This window comes from Streptomyces rugosispiralis (assembly GCF_024505145.1).
Lineage (GTDB): Bacteria > Actinomycetota > Actinomycetes > Streptomycetales > Streptomycetaceae > Streptomyces > Streptomyces rugosispiralis.
This window is the reverse complement of the sequence record NZ_JANIAA010000010.1, coordinates 87,995-107,292: the sequence shown is the minus strand read 5'-3', so window position 1 is coordinate 107,292 and position 19,298 is coordinate 87,995. Positions and strand designations below refer to the sequence as shown.

14 protein-coding genes, 1 tRNA gene and 1 pseudogene are annotated in these 19,298 nt (G+C 68.1%); 10 read left to right on the top strand and 6 right to left on the bottom strand.

Features of this window, described 5'->3' with window-relative positions:
- Positions 1 to 32: 32 nt before the first annotated feature.
- The gene (locus NP777_RS18300; RefSeq protein WP_256651320.1) at positions 33 to 3,326 is read right to left on the bottom strand and encodes an amidohydrolase family protein; all 3,294 of its coding nucleotides are present in this window, start codon (positions 3,324 to 3,326) and stop codon (positions 33 to 35) included.
- Between the two features lie 362 nt (positions 3,327 to 3,688).
- On the opposite strand from NP777_RS18300, the gene NP777_RS18295 reads away from it, so the two are divergent.
- Positions 3,689 to 4,639 (top strand): alpha/beta fold hydrolase, encoded by a 951-nt coding sequence (locus NP777_RS18295; protein WP_256651220.1) that lies wholly within the window; start codon positions 3,689 to 3,691, stop codon positions 4,637 to 4,639.
- Between the two features lie 24 nt (positions 4,640 to 4,663).
- Here NP777_RS18295 and NP777_RS18290 read toward each other — a convergent pair whose 3' ends face one another.
- Positions 4,664 to 5,557 carry a transketolase family protein gene (locus NP777_RS18290; RefSeq protein WP_256651219.1) on the bottom strand — a complete coding sequence of 298 codons (894 nt, stop codon included), beginning with the start codon at positions 5,555 to 5,557 and terminating at the stop codon, positions 4,664 to 4,666.
- A gap of 30 nt (positions 5,558 to 5,587) precedes the next feature.
- On the bottom strand, positions 5,588 to 6,289 hold the full coding sequence (locus NP777_RS18285; protein ID WP_256651218.1) for a transketolase: 702 nt from the start codon (positions 6,287 to 6,289) through the stop codon (positions 5,588 to 5,590).
- Positions 6,290 to 6,516: 227 nt separating this feature from the next.
- Between NP777_RS18285 and NP777_RS18280 the strand changes: the two genes are divergently transcribed.
- A tRNA-Pro gene (locus NP777_RS18280) sits at positions 6,517 to 6,593 on the top strand.
- A gap of 1,318 nt (positions 6,594 to 7,911) precedes the next feature.
- Here NP777_RS18280 and NP777_RS18275 read toward each other — a convergent pair.
- Entirely contained in the window at positions 7,912 to 8,661 is a 750-nt protein-coding gene (locus NP777_RS18275; RefSeq protein WP_256651217.1) for an SAVMC3_10250 family protein, read from the bottom strand.
- A gap of 159 nt (positions 8,662 to 8,820) precedes the next feature.
- On the opposite strand from NP777_RS18275, the gene NP777_RS18270 reads away from it, so the two are divergent.
- The 3 genes and pseudogenes from NP777_RS18270 to NP777_RS48530 all read left to right on the top strand — a co-directional run.
- On the top strand, positions 8,821 to 10,602 hold the full coding sequence (locus NP777_RS18270) for a hypothetical protein (RefSeq protein ID WP_256651216.1): 1,782 nt from the start codon (positions 8,821 to 8,823) through the stop codon (positions 10,600 to 10,602).
- A gap of 48 nt (positions 10,603 to 10,650) precedes the next feature.
- Positions 10,651 to 11,814 carry a serine/threonine-protein kinase gene (locus tag NP777_RS18265; protein ID WP_256651215.1) on the top strand — a complete coding sequence of 388 codons (1,164 nt, stop codon included), beginning with the start codon at positions 10,651 to 10,653 and terminating at the stop codon, positions 11,812 to 11,814.
- Positions 11,815 to 11,861: 47 nt separating this feature from the next.
- A pseudogene (locus tag NP777_RS48530) lies at positions 11,862 to 12,014 on the top strand (IS3-like element ISMyma3 family transposase); the annotation flags it as partial.
- Positions 12,015 to 12,158: 144 nt separating this feature from the next.
- Here the strand turns inward: NP777_RS48530 and NP777_RS18260 are convergent.
- The gene (locus tag NP777_RS18260; protein WP_256651214.1) at positions 12,159 to 13,160 is read right to left on the bottom strand and encodes an IS481 family transposase; all 1,002 of its coding nucleotides are present in this window, start codon (positions 13,158 to 13,160) and stop codon (positions 12,159 to 12,161) included.
- Between the two features lie 264 nt (positions 13,161 to 13,424).
- Between NP777_RS18260 and NP777_RS18255 the strand changes: the two genes are divergently transcribed.
- Both NP777_RS18255 and NP777_RS18250 read left to right on the top strand, forming a co-directional pair.
- Complete coding sequence (locus tag NP777_RS18255; protein WP_256651213.1) at positions 13,425 to 13,685, top strand: hypothetical protein; 261 nt, start codon at positions 13,425 to 13,427, stop codon at positions 13,683 to 13,685.
- A 221-nt stretch (positions 13,686 to 13,906) separates the two neighbouring features.
- Entirely contained in the window at positions 13,907 to 14,263 is a 357-nt protein-coding gene (locus NP777_RS18250) for a hypothetical protein (RefSeq protein ID WP_256651212.1), read from the top strand.
- 108 nt (positions 14,264 to 14,371) lie between these two features.
- On the opposite strand, the gene NP777_RS18245 is transcribed toward NP777_RS18250, so the two are convergent.
- Complete coding sequence (locus NP777_RS18245) at positions 14,372 to 14,581, bottom strand: hypothetical protein (RefSeq protein WP_256651211.1); 210 nt, start codon at positions 14,579 to 14,581, stop codon at positions 14,372 to 14,374.
- A 396-nt stretch (positions 14,582 to 14,977) separates the two neighbouring features.
- Between NP777_RS18245 and NP777_RS18240 the strand changes: the two genes are divergently transcribed.
- The 3 genes from NP777_RS18240 to NP777_RS18230 all read left to right on the top strand — a co-directional run bounded on the left by NP777_RS18240 (position 14,978) and on the right by NP777_RS18230 (position 19,144).
- Positions 14,978 to 16,324, top strand: a complete 1,347-nt coding sequence (locus NP777_RS18240) for a pentapeptide repeat-containing protein (protein WP_256651210.1) — start codon at positions 14,978 to 14,980, stop codon at positions 16,322 to 16,324.
- Positions 16,325 to 16,415: 91 nt separating this feature from the next.
- Positions 16,416 to 17,825, top strand: a complete 1,410-nt coding sequence (locus tag NP777_RS18235) for an IS701 family transposase (protein WP_256651209.1) — start codon at positions 16,416 to 16,418, stop codon at positions 17,823 to 17,825.
- Between the two features lie 434 nt (positions 17,826 to 18,259).
- Positions 18,260 to 19,144 (top strand): DUF4231 domain-containing protein, encoded by an 885-nt coding sequence (locus tag NP777_RS18230; RefSeq protein WP_256651208.1) that lies wholly within the window; start codon positions 18,260 to 18,262, stop codon positions 19,142 to 19,144.
- Positions 19,145 to 19,298: the final 154 nt, after the last annotated feature.

Sequence of the window (19,298 nt, the reverse complement as noted above, 5' to 3'; positions counted from 1 at the left end):
GGCCGAAGCCCCCGCCCCACCCCGCGTCACCCTCAGCCGTCCATCGAGCAGCAGGAGTCGCGCCGCAGCAGCCGCCCCACCTCCAGCCACTCGTCCGCCGACTTCCCGTGCGGTGCCGCCGCGGCACCGGGCACCGGGAAGGACTCGACCAGCTCGCGCTGTTCGTACGGCATCCCGCCCCGCAGCACCGACACCGTCCGTACCAGCGTGTCGAAGTCCGTGAAGGGATCGCCGTCCACGACCGTCAGGTCCGCCAGCTTGCCGACCTCCAGGGTGCCCAGGTCGCGGTCGGCGCCGAAGGCCCGCGCCGGGAGGACGGTCGCCGTGCGCAGCGCCTCCTCCGGCGACAGCCCGAACCGGTGCAGGGCGCGCAGCGCCATGTGCAGATGGAGGCCAACCGGCACCAGCGGCTGGTCCGTCCCCAGGGCCACCACCCCGCCCCCGGCGAGGATCCGCTGGTACACCCCGATCTCCGTGCGCAGCGTGGCCAGTTGGTCCGAGGTCGGGGGCGCCCCGGCGAGTTGCCGCACGAGCGCGGTGTCCCACGGCGGCATCAGCCGGGTGACCCGCTCGTCCTTCGCCAGCGAGGGGTCCGCCCCGACCAGGGGTGAGGCCGTGAACGGGGTGGCGATGAGCCGGAAGTCGGAGGTCGCGGTGTAGATCTCCGTCAGGTCCTGCTGGGAGTGCCCGGTCGCCGTCGTGGCGTGGCCGTACTCCAGCCGCTGGGTGGCCTGCAGATGCGTCGTCAGGTCCTGCCCGAGCTGTATGCCGGGTGAGCACAGATGGCTGCCGGTGCGCACACCGAGCCGCTCATGCGCGAACCGGGCCGCCTCCTCCATGATCCAACCCGGCGCCCGCACATACGTCTTGACGAAGTCCCAGTCGAGGGCGGCACCGCGCGCCAGGGAGCGCCGCAGACCGTCGCGGGTGCGATGCGCCCGGCCCATGCTGTACGCGACGCGCGGCCCGTCCAGCAGCTCACCGGTGGCCAGCAGCCGCGGCCCGGCCAGGGCGCCCGCCGCGACGGCCTCCCGGAGGCGCGCCTGCTCATAGGCGAACCCGCCGAGGGAGACCGCGGTGGTGATGCCGTACGCGAGCTGCAGCGCGGTCTGACGGCCGCCATAGGTGTACTGCCAGGGGTGGGTATGGGCGTCCCACAACCCGGGGATCACGGTGCGGCCGGAGGCGTCGACGCGCCGCTTCGCGGGCCGCCCGGCCCGGTGTGCCTCCACGGCGGCGATGCGTCCGCCGCGCACCACGATGTCCACGTCCTCGCGAACCGTGCCGCCCTTACGGCCGTCACGACCGGCACCGCCGCCGTCGCCGCCGGTGCCGTCCCAGAACCGCCCGGCGTGGACGACGGTGTCCGCGGGGCGCGGCCGCCGGTGGTCCAGCGGGATACGGACCGTGCGGGCGGTGCCGCTCTTGACGTCCAGCAGCCGCAGCCGGCCCGCCGACAGATACAGGACGCTGCGGGAGTCCCCGGACCAGGAGGGGTGGTCGGCGGCCTCGTCGGTCAGCCGGCGCGGCGCGCCGTCGGGGGTGCCATCCGCCCTTACCGGCAGCAGCCACAGGGCGGACTCGACGATGAGCGCCATATGGCGGCCATCGGGGGACCAGACCGGTCCGGAGTCATAGCGGTCGGAGAGGGAGGTGTGCGGTGCGACGGCGTGCAGTCTGGCCGCACCCGTGCCGATGTCGATCACCCGGATCAGGTTGTAGCCCTCGCGGAACCGCTGGTTCAGGCGATTGCGATCGCACAGGGCGACATGGCGTCCGTCGGGCGACCAGCTCGGCCGGCCCGGCAGCCCTCCGGCACCCATCGGCGCGGCGAGCACCCGTTCCGTACCGGCGTCGAGATCGCGCAGGACCAGGTTTCCCGACATGTCGACACTGGCGAGATGCCCCCCGCCGGGGGAGAGCGCCGGATGCACCCGGCCGCCCGACGCCAGCACGGTCTCCTCGCCCGAGGCCAGGTCCCGGCGGCGCACGGCCAGCAGCCCGTCGCGGTCGTCGGCGTACACCAGGGCGCGTCCGTCGGGCGTCCAGGTGGGAGCCAGCAGATACCGGGTGGGGGCCGCCCGTACGACCCGGCGCGGGGCCCGGCCGCCGGAGACATCGGCGACCCAGAGGGAGTTGAGGGCGGCGAAGGCCACCTTACGGCCGTCGGGAGAGAGCGCGGGCAGATGCAGCCCGCGCACCGGCCGCGCCCCGCCACCGTCGAAGTCGTACCGCTTGACGCGATACCGGGGCCGGTCGACGGGCAGGGTGGCGGAGAAGGGGATCTCCTCGTACGCGAGCGCCTTACGGTCGTCATCGTCACCGGCGCGCCCGGCCCCGGCGGTGCTCTCACCGGTGGTGCTCTCACCGGCGGTGTCTCCCCCGCCGCCGGACCGCGTCGCCGAGGACACCCGGAACACCCGGAACCGCCCGTCCACGGTGAGCAGCAGCTCGTCCCGCGACACCCAACGGGGCGGCACGGGCTGCACATCGCCCGTGATCGCCGCCGGCTCCCCGTCCACGACCAGCCTGCAGGCGGGGGCGGGAGCGGCCGTGGTGCGCAGATAGGCGAGATGGCCACCCGCCGACACGGCCGGCGCCATCACCTGGGCGTCGGCGGTGGGATCGGTGTGCTCGGCCGTGACGGGGCCGGTGCCGTCGGCCCGTACGGAGGCGACCGTACGGGCGCTCAGCGCCGTCCCGGCGAGCGCTCCGCGCACGAACAGCACCCGCTCGCCGTCCGCGGACCAGGTGGGGTCGAAGTCCTCCCAGGCGCCGTCCTGGAGCGGCCCGTCCTGGCCGTCCACCCCGGTGAGCCGGGTGAGCTCACCACTGGCCACCTCCAGCACCCAGATCCGGTACGGGCTGCCCGCCACGGGGTCGCCGCCGCGCTCGGAGGCGAAGGCGATCCGGGTGCCGTCGGGCGACCAGGCCGGACCGCGGTCGTCCCACGGGCCGTCCGTTCGCTGCCGCAGACCGGAGCCGTCGGGTCGCAGCGTCCAGATATGGAATCCGCCGCCCCGGTAGGCGCAGACGGCCAGCTGCTTTCCATCGGGGGAGTACACCGGCCGGGTGGGCTCCAGATCGGCAGGTGTGAGCGCGACGGCCTCGCCGCCCTTACGGGCGACCGACCACAGGACGTTCTGGACCTCGGCGATCAGACGGTCGCCGGACGGGGAGAGGGTCGCCGCGCCGTTGGTGGCCGCGGTGAAGGAGAGCGCACCCGCCCGGGCCGGCGCGGCGGCGGCCGCCTCGAAGGGCAGGGTGGCCGCGGTGGCGGCGGCGGTGCCCACGGCGGCGGCCTGCAGAAAGCGCCGCCGCGACAGGGCGAAGAGATCCGCCGGGGCGGGGGAGCCGGAAGAGCCGGCCGAATCAGGGGAGTTGGTCGATCCCGAAGTGCCGTTCGAGTCGGCGAAGTCGGGGGAGCTGGTGGAGAGCGAAGCGTCGTGCGAGTCCAACGGTCCTCCTGGAGCAGGGGAGTTGTATGGATCGGCAGTCGATACGCGGTACCAAGCGCTTGATCGTTACACACCCCGCGCCCCGGAGGACAGGACCGCGTCGATGCCCTTGGCTTGCGGGCCAGGCAAAGGGAGAGTGGGCTTCCATCCGCACGAGATCCATTCGCACCGGATCCATCCGCACCGGATCCATGCGCGCCAGACCGATTCGAGCCAGGAGATGAGACGGCATGCCCGACGGCGGTATCACCCACCGCACCGACCATCTGCCCATGCCCGACGGTGTGCGGGTCGTGACCTACAGCTGGCTGCCGGAGAACGGCGCCGTACGCGCGATCGTCCAGATCGCCCACGGCGCCGCCGAACACGCCCGGCGCTACGACCGGTTCGCCCGCTTCCTCGCCGCCCATGGCTATGCGGTGGTCGCCTCGGACCACCGCGGCCATGGAGCCACTGCCAAGTCGACGGGCGGCCTCGGCGTCGTGGGCGAGGAGGGCGACGGCTGGCGGGCGATCGTCTCGGACCTGCGCGCCATCGGCGACCGCGCGCGGGCCGCGCACCCCCGTGCGCCCCTGGTCCTGCTCGGCCACAGCATGGGCTCGATGCTGGCCCGCGACTGCGCCCAGGAGTACGGCGAGGAACTGGCCGGGCTGATCCTCTCCGGCACCTTCCGCTCACTCCCGGGCACCGAGACCGAGCAGGCCCTGGCGGGCATCGCCCAGGAGATCGCGGAACGGGGCCGGAACGGCCAGTCCACCTTCACTCCGACCCTCTTCGCCTCGTTCAACGACCCGTACGAGCACATCCAGGACCGAACGGGCTTCGAGTGGCTGTCGCGCGACGCGGCGGAGGTGGCCGGGTACGCGGCGGACGAGCGGTGCGGCTTCGCGTTCAGCGCCGGACTGTCCCAGGACTGGGTCCGTGGCGTCCGTAAGATCAACGACCCGCGCCACCAGGCCCGTGTCCCGGCCGCGCTGCCGGTGCATGTGGCGGTGGGCACCGAGGACCCGTGCAACCAGGGGATGACGCTCGTCTATGAACTCCTGGAGGACTTCCGCTACGGCGGCACGCGGGAGCTGACCTGGAAGGGCTACCAGGGGGCCCGGCACGAGATCCTGAACGAGACCAACCGGGACGAGGTCCAGCAGGACCTGCTGACATGGCTGGAAAAGCACATCTGAACTTCTGAACGTCGAATCCGGGCCTCACCGCAGGAAGGCGGAGATCCGCTCGCGCAACGCGACCGGGTCCATCCCCTGCCCCGCGAGATGCTCGTCGATCGTGCCGTAACGGCGCAGCTCGCGCCGGGGAATGCCCAGGCCGAGCACCCGGTGCGGACGATCGGCGAGCGCGTCGTTCACGGCGCCGGCAGAGGTGCCCGCGAGGTAGGGCTCGACCAGCACGACATCGCCCACCTCGCCGATCGCGGAACGCAACGCCGGCCCATCGAAGGGCCGCACGGTCGTGGCGTAGAGCACGGTGACGTCCAGCCCCGCGACGGCCGTAAGGACGCCGTCGAGCATCGGCCCGACCGCGATCACCACACCGCGGCGCCCCTCCCGTACGGTCAGGAAGCGTCCGGGGACGATGTCCCGCGGGGCGGAGTTGGAGTGCGCCGACAGCCTTACGTACACCGAGTCGTCACCGGCGGCGGCCGCGTCCCGCAGCAGGGTCTCTGCCTCGTCCGGATGGCCGGGCACATGGACGGTCCAGCCGTCGAGCGTGTCCAGCAGCGCCACATCGCCGGGCGCCATATGGGTGTAGCCGCCCGCCGGCCAGTCGTATGAACCGGCCGCGCTCACCAGCACCCCGCCCACGCCCTGATGCCCGAAGTCCAGCTTGACCTGCTCAAAGGGCCGCTCGACCAGAAAGCTGGCGAAGGTGTGCAGAATCGGCCGCATCCCGGTCAGGGCCAGTCCACCGCCGACGCCGACCAGCAGCTGCTCGCGGATGCCGACATTGATCACCCGGTCGGGATGGGCCCGGGCCGCGTCCGTGAAGCCGTCCTTACCGATCTCGGCCAGCACGACGGCCAGCCGGGGATCGTCGTCCAGAAGACGGGAGACGACGGAAGCGAAACGCTCACGCATGGTGTCCATGAGAACAGTCCCTCTCACACTGGAATCGCATCAGACCTTGGCCTCGACCCGGGCCACCACGACATGCGGCCGCCCCGGGTGCGGCGCGGTGTACGCCTCGTACAGCGCCTGGTGATCACGCCCGTCCACGGTCGCCGTGGACCACCCCGTGGCCTCGAAGCGCGCGGCGATGCCCCCGGCCCGCCGATGGCCGGCGGAGGCGTTGTCGACGACGACCGCATGCAGCCGCTCCAATCCCATGGCCCCGGCGTACGCGATCGCCTCGTGATTACTGCCCTCGTCCAGCTCGGCATCGCCGAGGAGCACCCAGACCGCCGCCCCGGAGAGCCCCCGCGCCCGCAACCCGAGCGCACTCCCCACAGCCAACGGCAACCCATGCCCGAGCGACCCACTGCTGATCTCGACCCCCGGCACCAGCACCCGATCCGGATGGTGCCCCAGCGGCGAGTCATACGCCCCGAACCCCGCCAGCAGCGACTCGGGAAAGAACCCCTTGGCGGCAAGCACGGCGTAGTACGCCATCGGCCCGTGCCCCTTGGACAACAAGAACCGATCCCGCCCCGGCGCCTCTGTGCCCTCGGCCGAAACTCGCAGCACACGGTCGTAAAGCACCCAGACCACATCCAGCGTCGAGGTGGCAGCCGGCCCGTGCTTCTCGTCCCCGGTCATCAGGCTCATCAGCCGAGGAAGATCGTCGTATCCATACCTGGTGTGAACGTCGGTGAAGGTCATACCGCGAGCGTGCGACTTAAACCAAACTTGAAGTCAAGCCCCCGTCCACACCGCCCCCACTCGAGCTCTGGTAACAATGGGCAACGACTCGACCCCGCCAGGTGAACACCCCAGCTGGTCCCACCGCACTCCCGATCTTCACCCCGGGGTGGCAGCGACCACCCCCTGAAGTGCGGTATTGTTCTTCATGCGCGGTCGGCGAGGCAAAGCCCAAGCCGAACGAGCACCGGGACGTGGCGCAGCTTGGTAGCGCACTTGACTGGGGGTCAAGGGGTCGCAGGTTCAAATCCTGTCGTCCCGACCAGCGTTTTCGCAGGTCGGAGGCCGTTTCCGCAGGTAGCGGGGGCGGCCTTAACCGTTTCCGGGCTGGGAGTAAGTGGGAGCCCTTTGGGAGCCCTCGTGCTCCCAACTCGCAGACGTGTCAACGGTGCCCGATTCGTCCGTCACCCGGTCCGGTAGACCTACAGCGCCGTACCGAGCCCCTGCGTGCCGTCGTCAACCGTAGGCCCCTGAGGTCACCCCATCGATCTGGATGCTCTCTGCATCGAGAGGCATAAGAACCCCTTGTCGGCTCCTGCCCCTCTTTCGGGGTGGGAGCACGGCACCGTGCTCCCCATGCGACAGGGGTGGGGCTGATCACTGGTGATCTCTCCGGGCCGGTTTCCGCAGGCAGCTCGCGTGCGGGTGTCCTGGTCGTTGTGGAGGGTCTGCGTCAAGGGGTGGCAAAGCCCCTTGGCGTCCGTCGGCAGATAGGGCACTCCCAGAGTGTGAGCGCCGTATCCGGCTCTGCGGCGCCGCAGCGAGACAGTCCGCAGAGGTGTCTCGCTGGAAGAAAAAGTGCGCCAAGCGGGCAAGAGCGATGGCATCGGTGAGTGAGCTTGGCGCGCTGATCGACGAGAACCCTATGCCGACGTTGCCTTTGCCGGAAACCTCATCCGTGTAGGTCACGCCACACGTTGATATTCGCGGAGGATGCCGCCGAGGCGATCATGTCTTGAGCAGGCGGGTGGGTGGGGGGAGCTGAGCGGATTTTCTCGGCGAGGGCGAACAGCGACAGCCCGCGCCTGAGTGAAGTGGCCCGCCGATTCGGCGGGCCACTTCACAACAAGGAGGTCTGTCAATCAGCTACTGTCACGGAGACCGCTGCAGGACTCGAGGGGTTTGGATGGTCGACTCACGGGTCACCTCCGTCTGCGCGGAGAGGGCGCCGCGTGCGGTGTATGCCGTCCGGACCGGGCCCTGCGACTGTGCCCGGCCGCCCCAGATCTGCCAGACAGCAGCGTGTGGGCCCGGGGCAGCCGACGGGGCGACGAGCCGTCAGGTCGCACGCTGGAAGAGCGCCCCTGATTGGCGATGTGGCAAGTCCACGATCCCGCGGGTCGCCGTACGGACCGGCCCAGCAGAGCTTGCCCCACCCATGCCACTCGAGGGTGCTCAGCACCCTCGCTAACGCTTTACCGTGCTCGTAAGAGCCCGCAGTAAGGTGTCCCGGGACGGCCCCTTTCGCGGATGTCGTCCCGAGTGTAGTTCCAGCTCAATCTCCATGACTGCTCCAACGGCCTCGGACGCTGAAGCTTCGCAGAAATCATTTGTCAGACGCGACTAGCGGCGTCGCTACGCCCTTACGCAAGACGCTGCTCAGCGATGGCCGCCGCGTACTCCACGACGAGCGGGCTCGCCACCAAGCACGGGGACGTGGTGTTGGTGCTTGGAAGGAGCCCTGTGACGCGCGCGTATCCGGTCATCATCGCGGACGTGTCGATGCCGGTGTCCTCCTCGTCCAGGGCGTGCAGCAGCGCCTGGACGCCCCGACCGTGCAGGTCGGCGGCTGCCCGAGGGGAGGGCTGGTTCCCGGGCGGCGGTTCGCGGTGCCGGGTGAGTTCATCGACGACCTGTCCTGCCCGGGTGACGAAGGAGGCGCCCAGACTGGATGCGGAGTTCACTGCCTCCAGCTCGGGGCCGTCCACCGGCATCGGTGTCCAGCCCCGCAGATGCCGGGCCGACCCGTGCATCAACAACCGGCAGTCTCCGGCTGTCGCGCGGTTTGCGCCCCATGCCCGCACCGAGTCCACGAACAGTACGAGATCCTGGTCGGCGCCACTGAGTGTCACGCACCGCAATGGGGCTTCGAACTGTACCCACTGACCGGGACGCAGCTGGGGCTCGGTATACCACTCCGCAACGAGCTCCAGATGCTGGTGCACCTCCCGCAGGTGCCGCAGTTGCCCCAGCTCCCCCTCCGGGGCCGGCGCGTCCACGTCGATGCCGCCGAACGGCGTGGTCAGACGAAGAGCGCTCGCCCGCGGCAGACGCCGGGGCTCAGGTATGAACTGCCTCAGCTTTCCTTCTGACAGATAAGCGATCTCACGCAAGGGGCATCCTCGTCCGGTGTGCTGGCTCCATGGCACGTCATATTCCCACCCCGCACCGACACCGGCCGCCGTCGCCCAACCGCCGTTCATTTCCGGCCAGTTGACCGCAAAAGGTGCGTGGACGCTCGATAATGAGCAAGCACGCGCCACAACGCCGCGATGACCTCGGGGGACGTCATGGAGGACCGGAACGAGACCGACTCAGCCCTGCACCGCCTGACCGAACGGCTGGAGGACGTAGGGGAAGAACAAACCCGCCACGGGGGAAGGCTGGACACCTTCGAAGACGGTCTGCACGGCGTCCGCGCCGATGTCGTCCGGCTGCGCGGTGACGTCACCGAAGTACGCCAGGATGTCGCGGAACTGGAGAACGCAGTCAGCGGCACCCGCGAGGTTCTGGACGCCTTCATCGAGCAGTACGGCCGCGACCGGGAGGTGGCCCGGGCTCAGGCCGAACTGGCCCGTCTGACCACCGTCTTTCAAACGGACTTCGCCCAGCGCAAACAGACTCGCGCCCTGGCCCGCGGGCTCGTCCACACCCTCACCGCACACGCCGTGCACAGGAAGGTGGTCAACACCGCCACGGTACGGGCCTGCGTTGAGGAACGGATGCTCCTTGAGCCCGCCTACTGGCTGGCCCCGGCGATGATGGCGGTGGCCGCCAATTTCCGCAACGAGACCGATCAGGGTGAGCGCGCCCAGTCGCACGCCTGCACCCTGGACGCCGCCAAGGCCAACCTCTTCTTCGCCCTGACCTCTTCGCGCCTGGGGAACGAGGCCGCAGCAGCTGCCTGGATGGACACCTACCTCCAGACGCTCGACCCTGGCGAACTCGGCCAGGACTTCTACGTCGTCCTGGACGCCATCGCAAGCAACGAACTGGGAGAGAAGGCACTCAGCTACACCCGGCAGGCCATGGCAAGATGGAACCAGAGCATGCACCGCACGTCAGCGGCCGCGAAGTGGGAAGCCCAGATGCGCAACCTACGCCGACGGACATCCGAAGACCAGTACACGGCACTGCGCGAGACATGCGGAGCTCAGTGGGACGCTCTCCGCCACGGCTGGGAACTAGCGACCGTACCCGGGAGCACTCTGGACTACCTCCGGCGCACGTTCCCCGACGGCCCGGACGGAGCCGACCGGCCCGTTGGTGACGGCCGCCACGTCGAGAGCGCCCTTGAGCGGCTGATCAACCAGCTCGAACCTGACGAGGCACACCTGCTTGAGCAGATGCGACGGCTCGAGCGCATCATCGAACATGAGGGAGATCTGGAAGCGGCCAGGCAGGCACACCACTCGTCTCTGGGCCCGGAAGCCGAGCCGGTGACCTTCATGGTGCTCCTGGATCAGGCCGTCTTCGCACCGGACGCGGCGCGGCTTGGCCCTCCGGCCCGCCGCATGGCCCTCCGCGCTATCTGGCCAAGCCTGGAGAGCGCCGCCAACCAAGCCGTCGCTGAGTCCCGGCGTCGTCTCCCCCACCACATCACCCTGAGCGTGGCGGGATACTCCTGGAACCTGCCGACTGATCCGTACCAGCGCGTGCAGTCGGGGGCACTCATTGACGACCTCGCCGCGCGCCTCGAGCAACAGACCCAGGCCCGGTCGGACGCCGTGGTGCGCCACTGGCCGCGCGTCTGCGGCGTCCTGCTGTTCGGGACCGTCACCGGGGCGCTTGTGGTGCCGTTCGTCGATGGTCTCGCGCGGGGAGTGTTCCTCTTGCTCATTCTCGCCGTGGTCGTGTGGGTCCTGTGGGAGGTCTGCGGCGTTTCCCTGCGGAAGAGACACGTGCGCGAGCAGGGCGACCAGTTGCGCCATAAGGCCGTCGCGACGCTGGCCAACGCACTGCAGCAGCGGGAGGACTTCTTCGCGGAATGGCACGAGTCCATGCAGAAGCTAGCAGCCCTCGCCCTCTGGGCGGGCACCTCAAAGCAGCGCTGACCACAAGGGCGACGCGATTCGACGCGTACAAGGCACAAGGGGTGAGGGGTGGACAGCTCCACACTGATCGGTGGCCATCTCAGGCTCAAGGACGGCCCCGTCAGTGGCGCCATGGGCGATGTGTGGACAGCCGAGGATACGAGGCTGGGCCGTACCGTGGCCGTGAAGTTCTTTGCCAGGCGCCGTCTCATGCAGCAGGGAGTCCCTACGGAGTTCGCCGAGTCGACCGCGAGAATGTTTCAGCGGGAGGGCCATGCCATGGCCCGGCTCAACCACAGGCGTGTCGCGCAGATCTACGGCGGCGGCGAACACGACGGCGAGTTCTACATCGTTATGGAGTACGTCGAGGGCAGGTCCCTCGCCGAGCACCTCAGGGCCGGGCCGAGGCTTCCGCTCGAGCGCACCGTGCGCTGGACACGCCAGATCTGCGAGGGAGTCGGCGCCGCGCACACCGCTGAGGTGATCCACCGCGACATCAAGCCCGACAACATCATGATCACGCGACAGGGGGACGTGAAACTCATCGACTTCGGGCTGGCGTACCTGACCGACGCCACCCAGACCCACACCGTCGCGGGCACCCCTCTGTACAAGGCACCCGAGCGATGGCTCGGCGAGACCGGCAACGAACGCAGCGACCTGTACTCCGTGGGCTGCGTCCTGTACGAGATGCTGACAGGACGCCCGCCCTTCGGAACCCCCCAGGACGACGCCATGACCGTGGGCCGTATGCACCAGGACGAAGTCCCGGCGCCTCCGAGCGCCCACCGCCCCGGCGTCCCCGCCCAGCTCGACAACCTCGTTCGGGCTCTCTTGGCCAAGGCCCCAGCAGAACGTCCCGGAAGCGCTCAGAAGGTCGCACATACGGTGGGCGAGATCCTCAACGTCCTGGACGTGACGGACGATCTCGCCGGACGAGCCGACGCACCCGACGCACACGGCAGCAATGCCGGTCTTTCCAGAGGCATCGAAGCACTGGACTCGCGCATCTTCGAGCTGGAACTCCGCTTCCAACCCAGCGATCAACCGCTGATCGATGCACGCGCCGAACACGCAGACCTCACCGGCCAGTCAGGCGACACCCGCGGAGCAGCAGCCCTCTACAACCAGCTCGCCAGGGACTGCCAGGACTTCTTCGGCCCCTACGACGTCCGGACACTGGATGCCTTCGAGGGCCTCGCACGGTGGAACAGCAGAGCGCGCACGAACTGAACCACTCTGGGTCTGATGGACACTCGATCCCCTGGAAGGACCGAGTCATGGCACGTCCGTCCCCCGACCCTGCTGAGCTCCGTGAGCGTGCAGTGCGCATGGTCGCGGAGATTCCGAACCATCCGACCGAGTGGGCCGCGATGAAGGGGGACATCGCGAAACTGGGCGTCGGCGCGCCGGAGACGGTGCGGAACTGGCTTACAGATGGACGTCGAGCAACAACCGCCACAAGGACAACCGGGCAACATTCAGACCGCAAATGAGCTCAAGGGCCGGGCGTTGTCAGTATCGGGAGCGATGATGACTACTGACGTATTTCTTGTCCATGGGGGGGCACGGTGCACCTAAGTGTATGAGGCCATGAGGTTGGTGACGCCTGCGTGGAGCCGGGAGGCTGGGGGCTGGTTCCCGGCGGCAGTGTGGGGCCGATGGTATTTGTAGTGGATGTTCCAGGTGGTCAGGGCTTGGGTGCGCTGTCCTTCTGAGGTCCACAGGCGGGCATAGAGGAACGTCTCGGTGAGGATGCGCTGGTAGCGCTCGACTTTGCCGTTGTGCCGTGGCGTGTAGGGCGTGATCGGCTGGTGGCGGGAGCCGAGGAGGGCTCGGGCGAAGTCGCCGGCGCGGTAGCAAGCGCCGTTGTCGGTGACGACCCGCTGGATGCGGTCGATCCCCTGAGCGGCGAAGAAGGCCCGGGCCCGGTGGAGGAAGCTGACCGCAGTGGTGGCCTTCTCATCCGGCAGTGCTTCGGTATAGGCCAGTGTGGAGAAGCCATCGATGGCCGAGTGGAAGTAGATGTAGCCGGGCTTGTTGCCGCGGGTTTTGGTACGGGCGACACGCTTGGCCTGGTCGCTGCCGCGTCCGTGTGCACGCCATCCGCCGCCGTCGGGGATACGGCCGGTCTTCTTCACATCGAGGTGGAGCATGTGCCCGGGCCAGCGGGCACAGATTGTGCGGGGTATGCGGTTGGTGCCGCCGGCGGGGTCGATGAAGCGGCGACGGTTCAGCCCGAGCTGGTGCAGGTGGCGGGTGACGGTGCGGCGGCTGACGCGAGTGCCCTCGGCCCACAGTTCGAAGGTGATGCGGGCTGCGGACCACTTGTGCTCACGCCGCATCAACTCGATGCGGCCCACGGTCTGGCCCGGTGTCCGAGTGGGCTGATGGTGCGGAGTGCTGGGCCGGTCGTGCAGGCCAAGATCGCCGTGATGGCGGTACCGGTTGACCCACTTGCTCGCGCAGGCACGTGAGATGCCCATCTCCGCGGCGACGTGGGCGATGGGACGTTCCTGGCACCGCCGCACCAGGCGACGGCGGCCTTCAACGGACAACGGGGCATTACGGTGGGACACCAGGCGGGTCCTTTGCGACGGCGGATGGGTGACTTGGCAGTTCTCATCCTGCCGCCCAAGGACCCGCCCCTTGGTACCGGCCCCAGCGTCTACAACCTCATGACCCGCAACAACTAGGTACCGACATGGCCGGTATGCCAACTTGGCGCCGTGATCGCTGGATTCACCCTTAGAGCGCCCGGACGGTTGCCTGACCGTAGGCATGACGGAGGGGCGCTCACGGCCTCCCCGGCACCAGCCACCACCGACAGGAGCCCCCGGCCCATGACCAGTAGCATCGCCGCCGCAGACGTCGCCCGACATCTCACCGCCCGCCGCCACACCAACTTCACCACTGGCCCCAGCTGGCGACCCGGCTTCCGCGCCACACAGGCCAGCCCCCGCACCGTCCGGATCTGGCACGACGGTCCCGACGAGGCCGAGCACCTCGACCAGTACGCCCAGCTGCTCCACGCAGCCGGATACACCGTCATCTCGGAGCGAGCCAAGACGAAGCGGCCAGCCCTCCGAATCACCCATCCTTGACCAGATACGACGACGGGGCGCGCCCACGATCTCCCCAGACCAGTCGCGCCCCACTCGGCCAGATCACCGTAGTCCGAGCATCACAGGAACACCGCGATGATCCCCGCCACCAGCACCACATGGGCTGCCATCAGCAGATTCAAGGTTTGTTGCAGGTTTCGACAAGCCCGGCCGCGCATGGTTGTTCCACCACCGAAAGGCGAGGACCACAGGGGGAACAGATGCGTATCCGTAATGCCATCGCGGCCGTTGGCATCGGCTCGGCGTTGGCCATTGGTGGCCTGGCGGCACCCGCACAGGCGGCCTCTGCCAGGGTTTACCAGGGGGACGACTACGCCGAGTGGGACAACGACACTTCTGTATACGGCGAGTACGTCACCGTATGTGACCGGGAAAGGGACGGAAACGGCGTCTACGTCAAGGTCTGGCTCGACGACGGCTACGAAGAGTTCGGAGACGCCAACGGCTCCGCCTCTCCGTGCAGCAACCGGAGCTATGGATTCGGCTCAGTGGGGTCCATCCAAGTCTGTGAGGACGAAATCGGTCCCGACTGGTGCTCCGAGAGAAGGTACGTCTAAACCTCGATCTTCGACCGTCGAGGCACACAAAAGCGGCCCCGCTCGGTATCCCACCGAGCGGGACCGCTCTTTGCTTTCTGCCGAGAAGGGGCGTTCAACTCCCCGACATCACCGGTTAGCGATGAACTGCGGTGCGCCGCGCACGCCCTCCATCGCCCGCACCCGCTGCGCCAGCTCCTCGGCGTACAGCGGCAGCACCCGGTCCAGCACCCGCGCCATCGCGGCCTCGGGCGTGTGGCCGTCGGCGAGGGCCTGTTCGTAGACCGCGACGGCGCCGGCGGTGAGCTGGGAGACGCGGGCGAAGATGTGGTCACCCACCAGTGGGCTGCAGGTCGGTCGGCTCCCGCTTGGCTCGGATCTGGGAGTCGCCGTTGACCAAGCTGTTGGACCCGCTCACGGAGACAACCATCGAAATGCGGATCCCGCGGCACTCCACGGTCTGACGGAAGCCCCGGATCGGAGCCCCTGCCCGTGCGGGTGGGGGCTGGGTCGCGTAGAGGGTGGGCGCTGCGCTCTGACAACATGTGGCCTGCTCCGGAGGGTGGGCGGAGCGGGCCACATACAACACGTATGCCCTGGGTTCGGACCTATTTCGCTGAGGGACTGACGGAGGCCGTCCCCCAACCTCATGCTCTACGGATGGCATTCTTACCCAGTCGGCGACGCGAGGCCCCACGAGGCAGGCACGCCCCTAAGCTCTGGTCCGTCTGGCTCGTGGCACCGCTGACCCTCTTCGCTGTGGGCGCCCTCAGCTTCTTCCTCTATCGGAATGTGTATGACCTTCTCGACCATGCGGCGAACAGTGAGAAGCCGCGCAAGCCGGTCAACATTAATGATGTTATCAAAACGACTGTTACAGTCCTCACCCTGATTGGCGCCGTCCTAGCCGGCATCTATGCATACCGCAAACAACTTCTTGCTGAGGGCGATGCGCATCGCGCCGACTCAAGTCAACTCGCCGACCGCTACACCACAGCCGCTGAACAACTCGGTCACGATCAGGCTGCCGTCCGTCTCGCGGGTGTCTACGCCCTCGCTCGACTCGCCGACGACTGGGAAGAGCAGCGGCAGGTCTGCATCGATGTGCTGTGCGCCTACCTCCGCATGCCCTATGACCCCGATCCCGCAGCCGCCGGGCACAAGGCAGGCGAACGCGAAGTTCGTTACACCATCCTCCGCGTGATCCGCGATCACCTGCGCCATCTGGACCCTCTCATTTCATGGCGCACATACGACTTCGACTTCACTGGATCCACCTTCGACGGCGGGGATCTTTCCGGTAGTGCATTCTGCGGTAACGTCTCCCTCAAGGGCGCGGAGTTCATCGACGGTACGGTCAACTTCAACGGCGCGCAGTTCAACTCTGGCACGGTCACATTCGACGATGCCCGTTTCACCGGCGGCATGGTCGACTTCGACGCCGCCTGTTTCGCCGGCGGCACGGTCAACTTCAACGGCGCTCGTTTCAGCGGCCGCGCAGTCACCTTTAACGGAGCTCACTTCACCGGCGCCACTGTCACTTTCCATCTCGCAGAGTTCGGCGGCACCACGGTCAGCTTCCATCTCGCAGAATTCAATGACGGCACCGTCACATTCTGGCTCGCAGACTTCAACGACGGCAGAGTCGACTTCGATGGCGCGCACTTCAGAGGCGGCACGATCACCTTCGACGGCGCTCGCTTCAATGGTGCCGCCGTCATCTTTCATGTAGCAGAGTTCAGCGGCGCCACGGTCATCTTTGAGCTCGCGAAATTCAACGACGGCGGGATCATCTTCGAGCGTGCGCAGTTCACCGGCGGCACGGTCGCCTTTACCGGCGCTCAATTCAGCGGCGCCACGGTGGCCTTCCATGGAGCTCACTTCAGTGGCGCCACGGCCACCTTCAAGCTCGCGATGTTCAGTGGCGGCACGGTCACCTTCGACGAAGCCCATTTCAGCGACGGCACGGTCACCTTCGAGCGGGCGTCAGCCGGAGGCGCCTCAGTCACCTTTGACGGCGCACAACTCACAGGCGGCAATATTGTATGGGGCGAGATACCACAACCGGCCCTCTACCGGTAGTTCGTTAAATTCGGTGGTGGTGTGGGTTGACGGCAGGTCGGGTTGGTCGTAGGCCGGTGCTAGGAGTCAACTGCCTTGCTGGGGGCTGAAGATGACCGCTCGCCGTCCGTGTCCGCCCGCGCCGGGGCCGTTGGAGGACTATGCGGCCCGGTTCGACGACCTCTTCTTCAGCCTGGCACAGCGACGGGGGTTTCGTGAGTATCTGACCGGGCTGCTGGCGCCGCGGGAGCGGAACAAGACGATCACCTGCCTGGCAGGGGCGGAGCCGGTGGCGGGTGCGGGGATGCCGGGGGTGCAGCGGCTGCAGTTCTTCCTGTCCGAGTCTCCCTGGGAGGTCGAGCGGGTCAACGACCGGCGGCTTGAGCTGCTGCGCGAGGAGTCGGCGACTGCTCCGCACGATGGCGGGGTCATCGTGATCGACGATTCCGGGGACCGCAAGGACGGCACGGCGACCGCGCACGTGGGCCGGCAGTGGCTGGGCCGGCTGGGCAAGACGGACAACGGCATCGTCACGGTGACCACGGTGTGGACCGACGGCCGCGTGTACTACCCTCTGCACGCGACTCCCTACACGCCCGCCCATCATTTCGCCCGCGGCCGGTCCGATCCGGCCTTCCGCACGAAACCGCAGCTGGCTGCTGCCCTCGCGGCCCGCGGAAAGGAGGCGGGCTTCGGCTGCCGGGCGGTGGTCGCCGACTGCGCCTACTCCGTCAGCGACGATTGGTACCTCGCACTGCGCGAGGCCGGCCTGGCCTACGTGGTCGCGCTCAAGCCGCACCGCGGCACCTGGGCTCCGGCCGACCAGCCACACACCCCCATCGAAGCGGCCCACGCCCTGGCCTGGCGCGATGCCAAGCGTCCCGGCGACTGGACGCCCGTTCAGCGTCACTTCCGCGACGGGCACACCGAGACCTGGTGGGCCGCTGATGCCCGCCTGGGCGGCTACGGCCCCGACTCGCCCTGCCGGATGGTCGTGGCCACCACCGACCCGGCCAGCCTGCCGGAGAAGGCAACCTGGTATCTGGCCACCAACCTGCCCCACCCTGACGCACCGCACGCTGCCACGAGCCCACACCCGCCCGCCGACGTCGCCGAGATCGTCCGCCTCTACGGCCTGCGGCCTTGGATCGAGCAGAGCTACAAGCAGATCAAGGACGAACTCGGCTGGGCCGACTTCCAAGTCCGCTCCGACCGCGCCATCCGCCGCCATCAGACCCTGGTCAACTGCGCCTTCTCCTTCTGCTGGGACCAATGGTTCGCCCCAGCCAGACACCTGGATGCCACCGCGCCGGATCCATGTCCCGAGGAGGGGCCAGAGAGGGGGTCCAGCCGAACCCCACCGGCCCCAACAGCCTTGCTGGCCCAGGGCCTTACGAGCCATCCGTTCCTGGCTCACCCCCGCCGTCACCCTCAACCGATGGTGGCGAGCATGGACGGACACGGACCCACCCTCCGAGCTCCAGGCCCTGATCGACGCGGTCACCACCGGACACGGCATTGACCTCTACCGCCGGATTTAACGAACTACCGGTAGGTGTTCCGCTGTATCCGGTCCGCACTCTGCTGTTCGGTGTTCAGGTGTTGGTCATCTATTTCGAGAACGTGCCTCTGTGCGGGGTCGGGCGTGGTACTGACCTGTCCTGGGCTGCATTCCGACCTCCCGCACGCGGGACTCGCGTTCGTGCTCAGTGATCTGGGGTTGTCCGGTGCGGCCTCCGGCTCCCGTCGCGCCATGCCATCAGAATGGCGGGCGTTCATTCAGTAACCTGAACGCGCTGAGTGCACCTGCGTCGTCTTCGTGCCGTATCCGTGGAAGCGGTGGCTGTGCTGGGTGGTGGGGCTCGTGAAACTCGTCCCCCGGGACCGCCGTACCGTTGTGGGCTGGATCGGGCGTGGTTGCCGTTGAGGCGATGAACGGCACGTGACAATGGGGCGATGGGAAACAACGGCAGTTCCGCACTCGTCGAGGCGTGGCGTCAGCAGAGCGTGTGGTCACAAGCGGCAAACCGCGTGAAAACCTCAATCAGCCGGGCACGCTTGCTGGCCTTGCTCCTGGGGGTCTGCTTCGCTGTCCTCGGCGCGGCGTCCGCTCAAGTCATGGACGACAGTCCGGCATGGGGGAGGAGTCTGGCTTTCGCCGCTGCGATCGCTGCAGGGCTGACGCCGTTGGTGGGCCAGCATGCCACACCGCAGCGTGTCCGGGACTGGACTCGGTTGCGTTCGATATCCGAGGGTTTGAAGGCGGAGGTGTATGCCCGCCTGGCAGGGGGATCGGTCTATCGTGCTGCCGATCCGGACGCGCTACTCGTGGAGCGCGTCGAACAACTGCAATTCGAGAGTGCTGACTTGACGCGGTACACCGCCGAGCTGTCTCCGGTGCTGCGGGATCTGCCTGCCATCGGGGATCTTGTGTCCTATATGGAGACGCGGGTAAAGGGGCAGATCAACAACTACTACCTTCCGCGTGCCCAGCAGATGCGTAGTCGGCTCGCCGTGGTGCGCCGCGTCGAGTTCACGTTCGGCGCTCTCACCACGGTGCTGGCTGCCGTGGGAGGCGCGTTCGAGGTGGCCTTCGCCGGGATGTGGTTGGCCGTGGCGGCCACGGCCGGGACGGCGGTGACCGCCTACGCGGCGACGGGCAAGTACGACTATCAAGAACTCGAGTTCTCGCGGACAGCGTCGGAGCTGGAGCGGACGTATCAACGCTGGCTGCGCGACTTGCCCATGAGCCCGGAGGACGAGGACCGGCTGATCGAGCACTGCGAGGGCGTGATCTCCGTACAGAACGAAGCATGGATGGTGAAGTGGCAGGGCGAGTGACGGCACGAGCCCGACTGCTAGGTGTATGGCATGTACACGCCCACTTGTCCGCTGAACTGCGACCAGAGTCTGGTCGTCCCGCATGCCTGCTCCGGTGACATGCTCCCTATGTTCGATCGTGGTTTCTCGCCAACCACTGCAAAATCGGTCGACC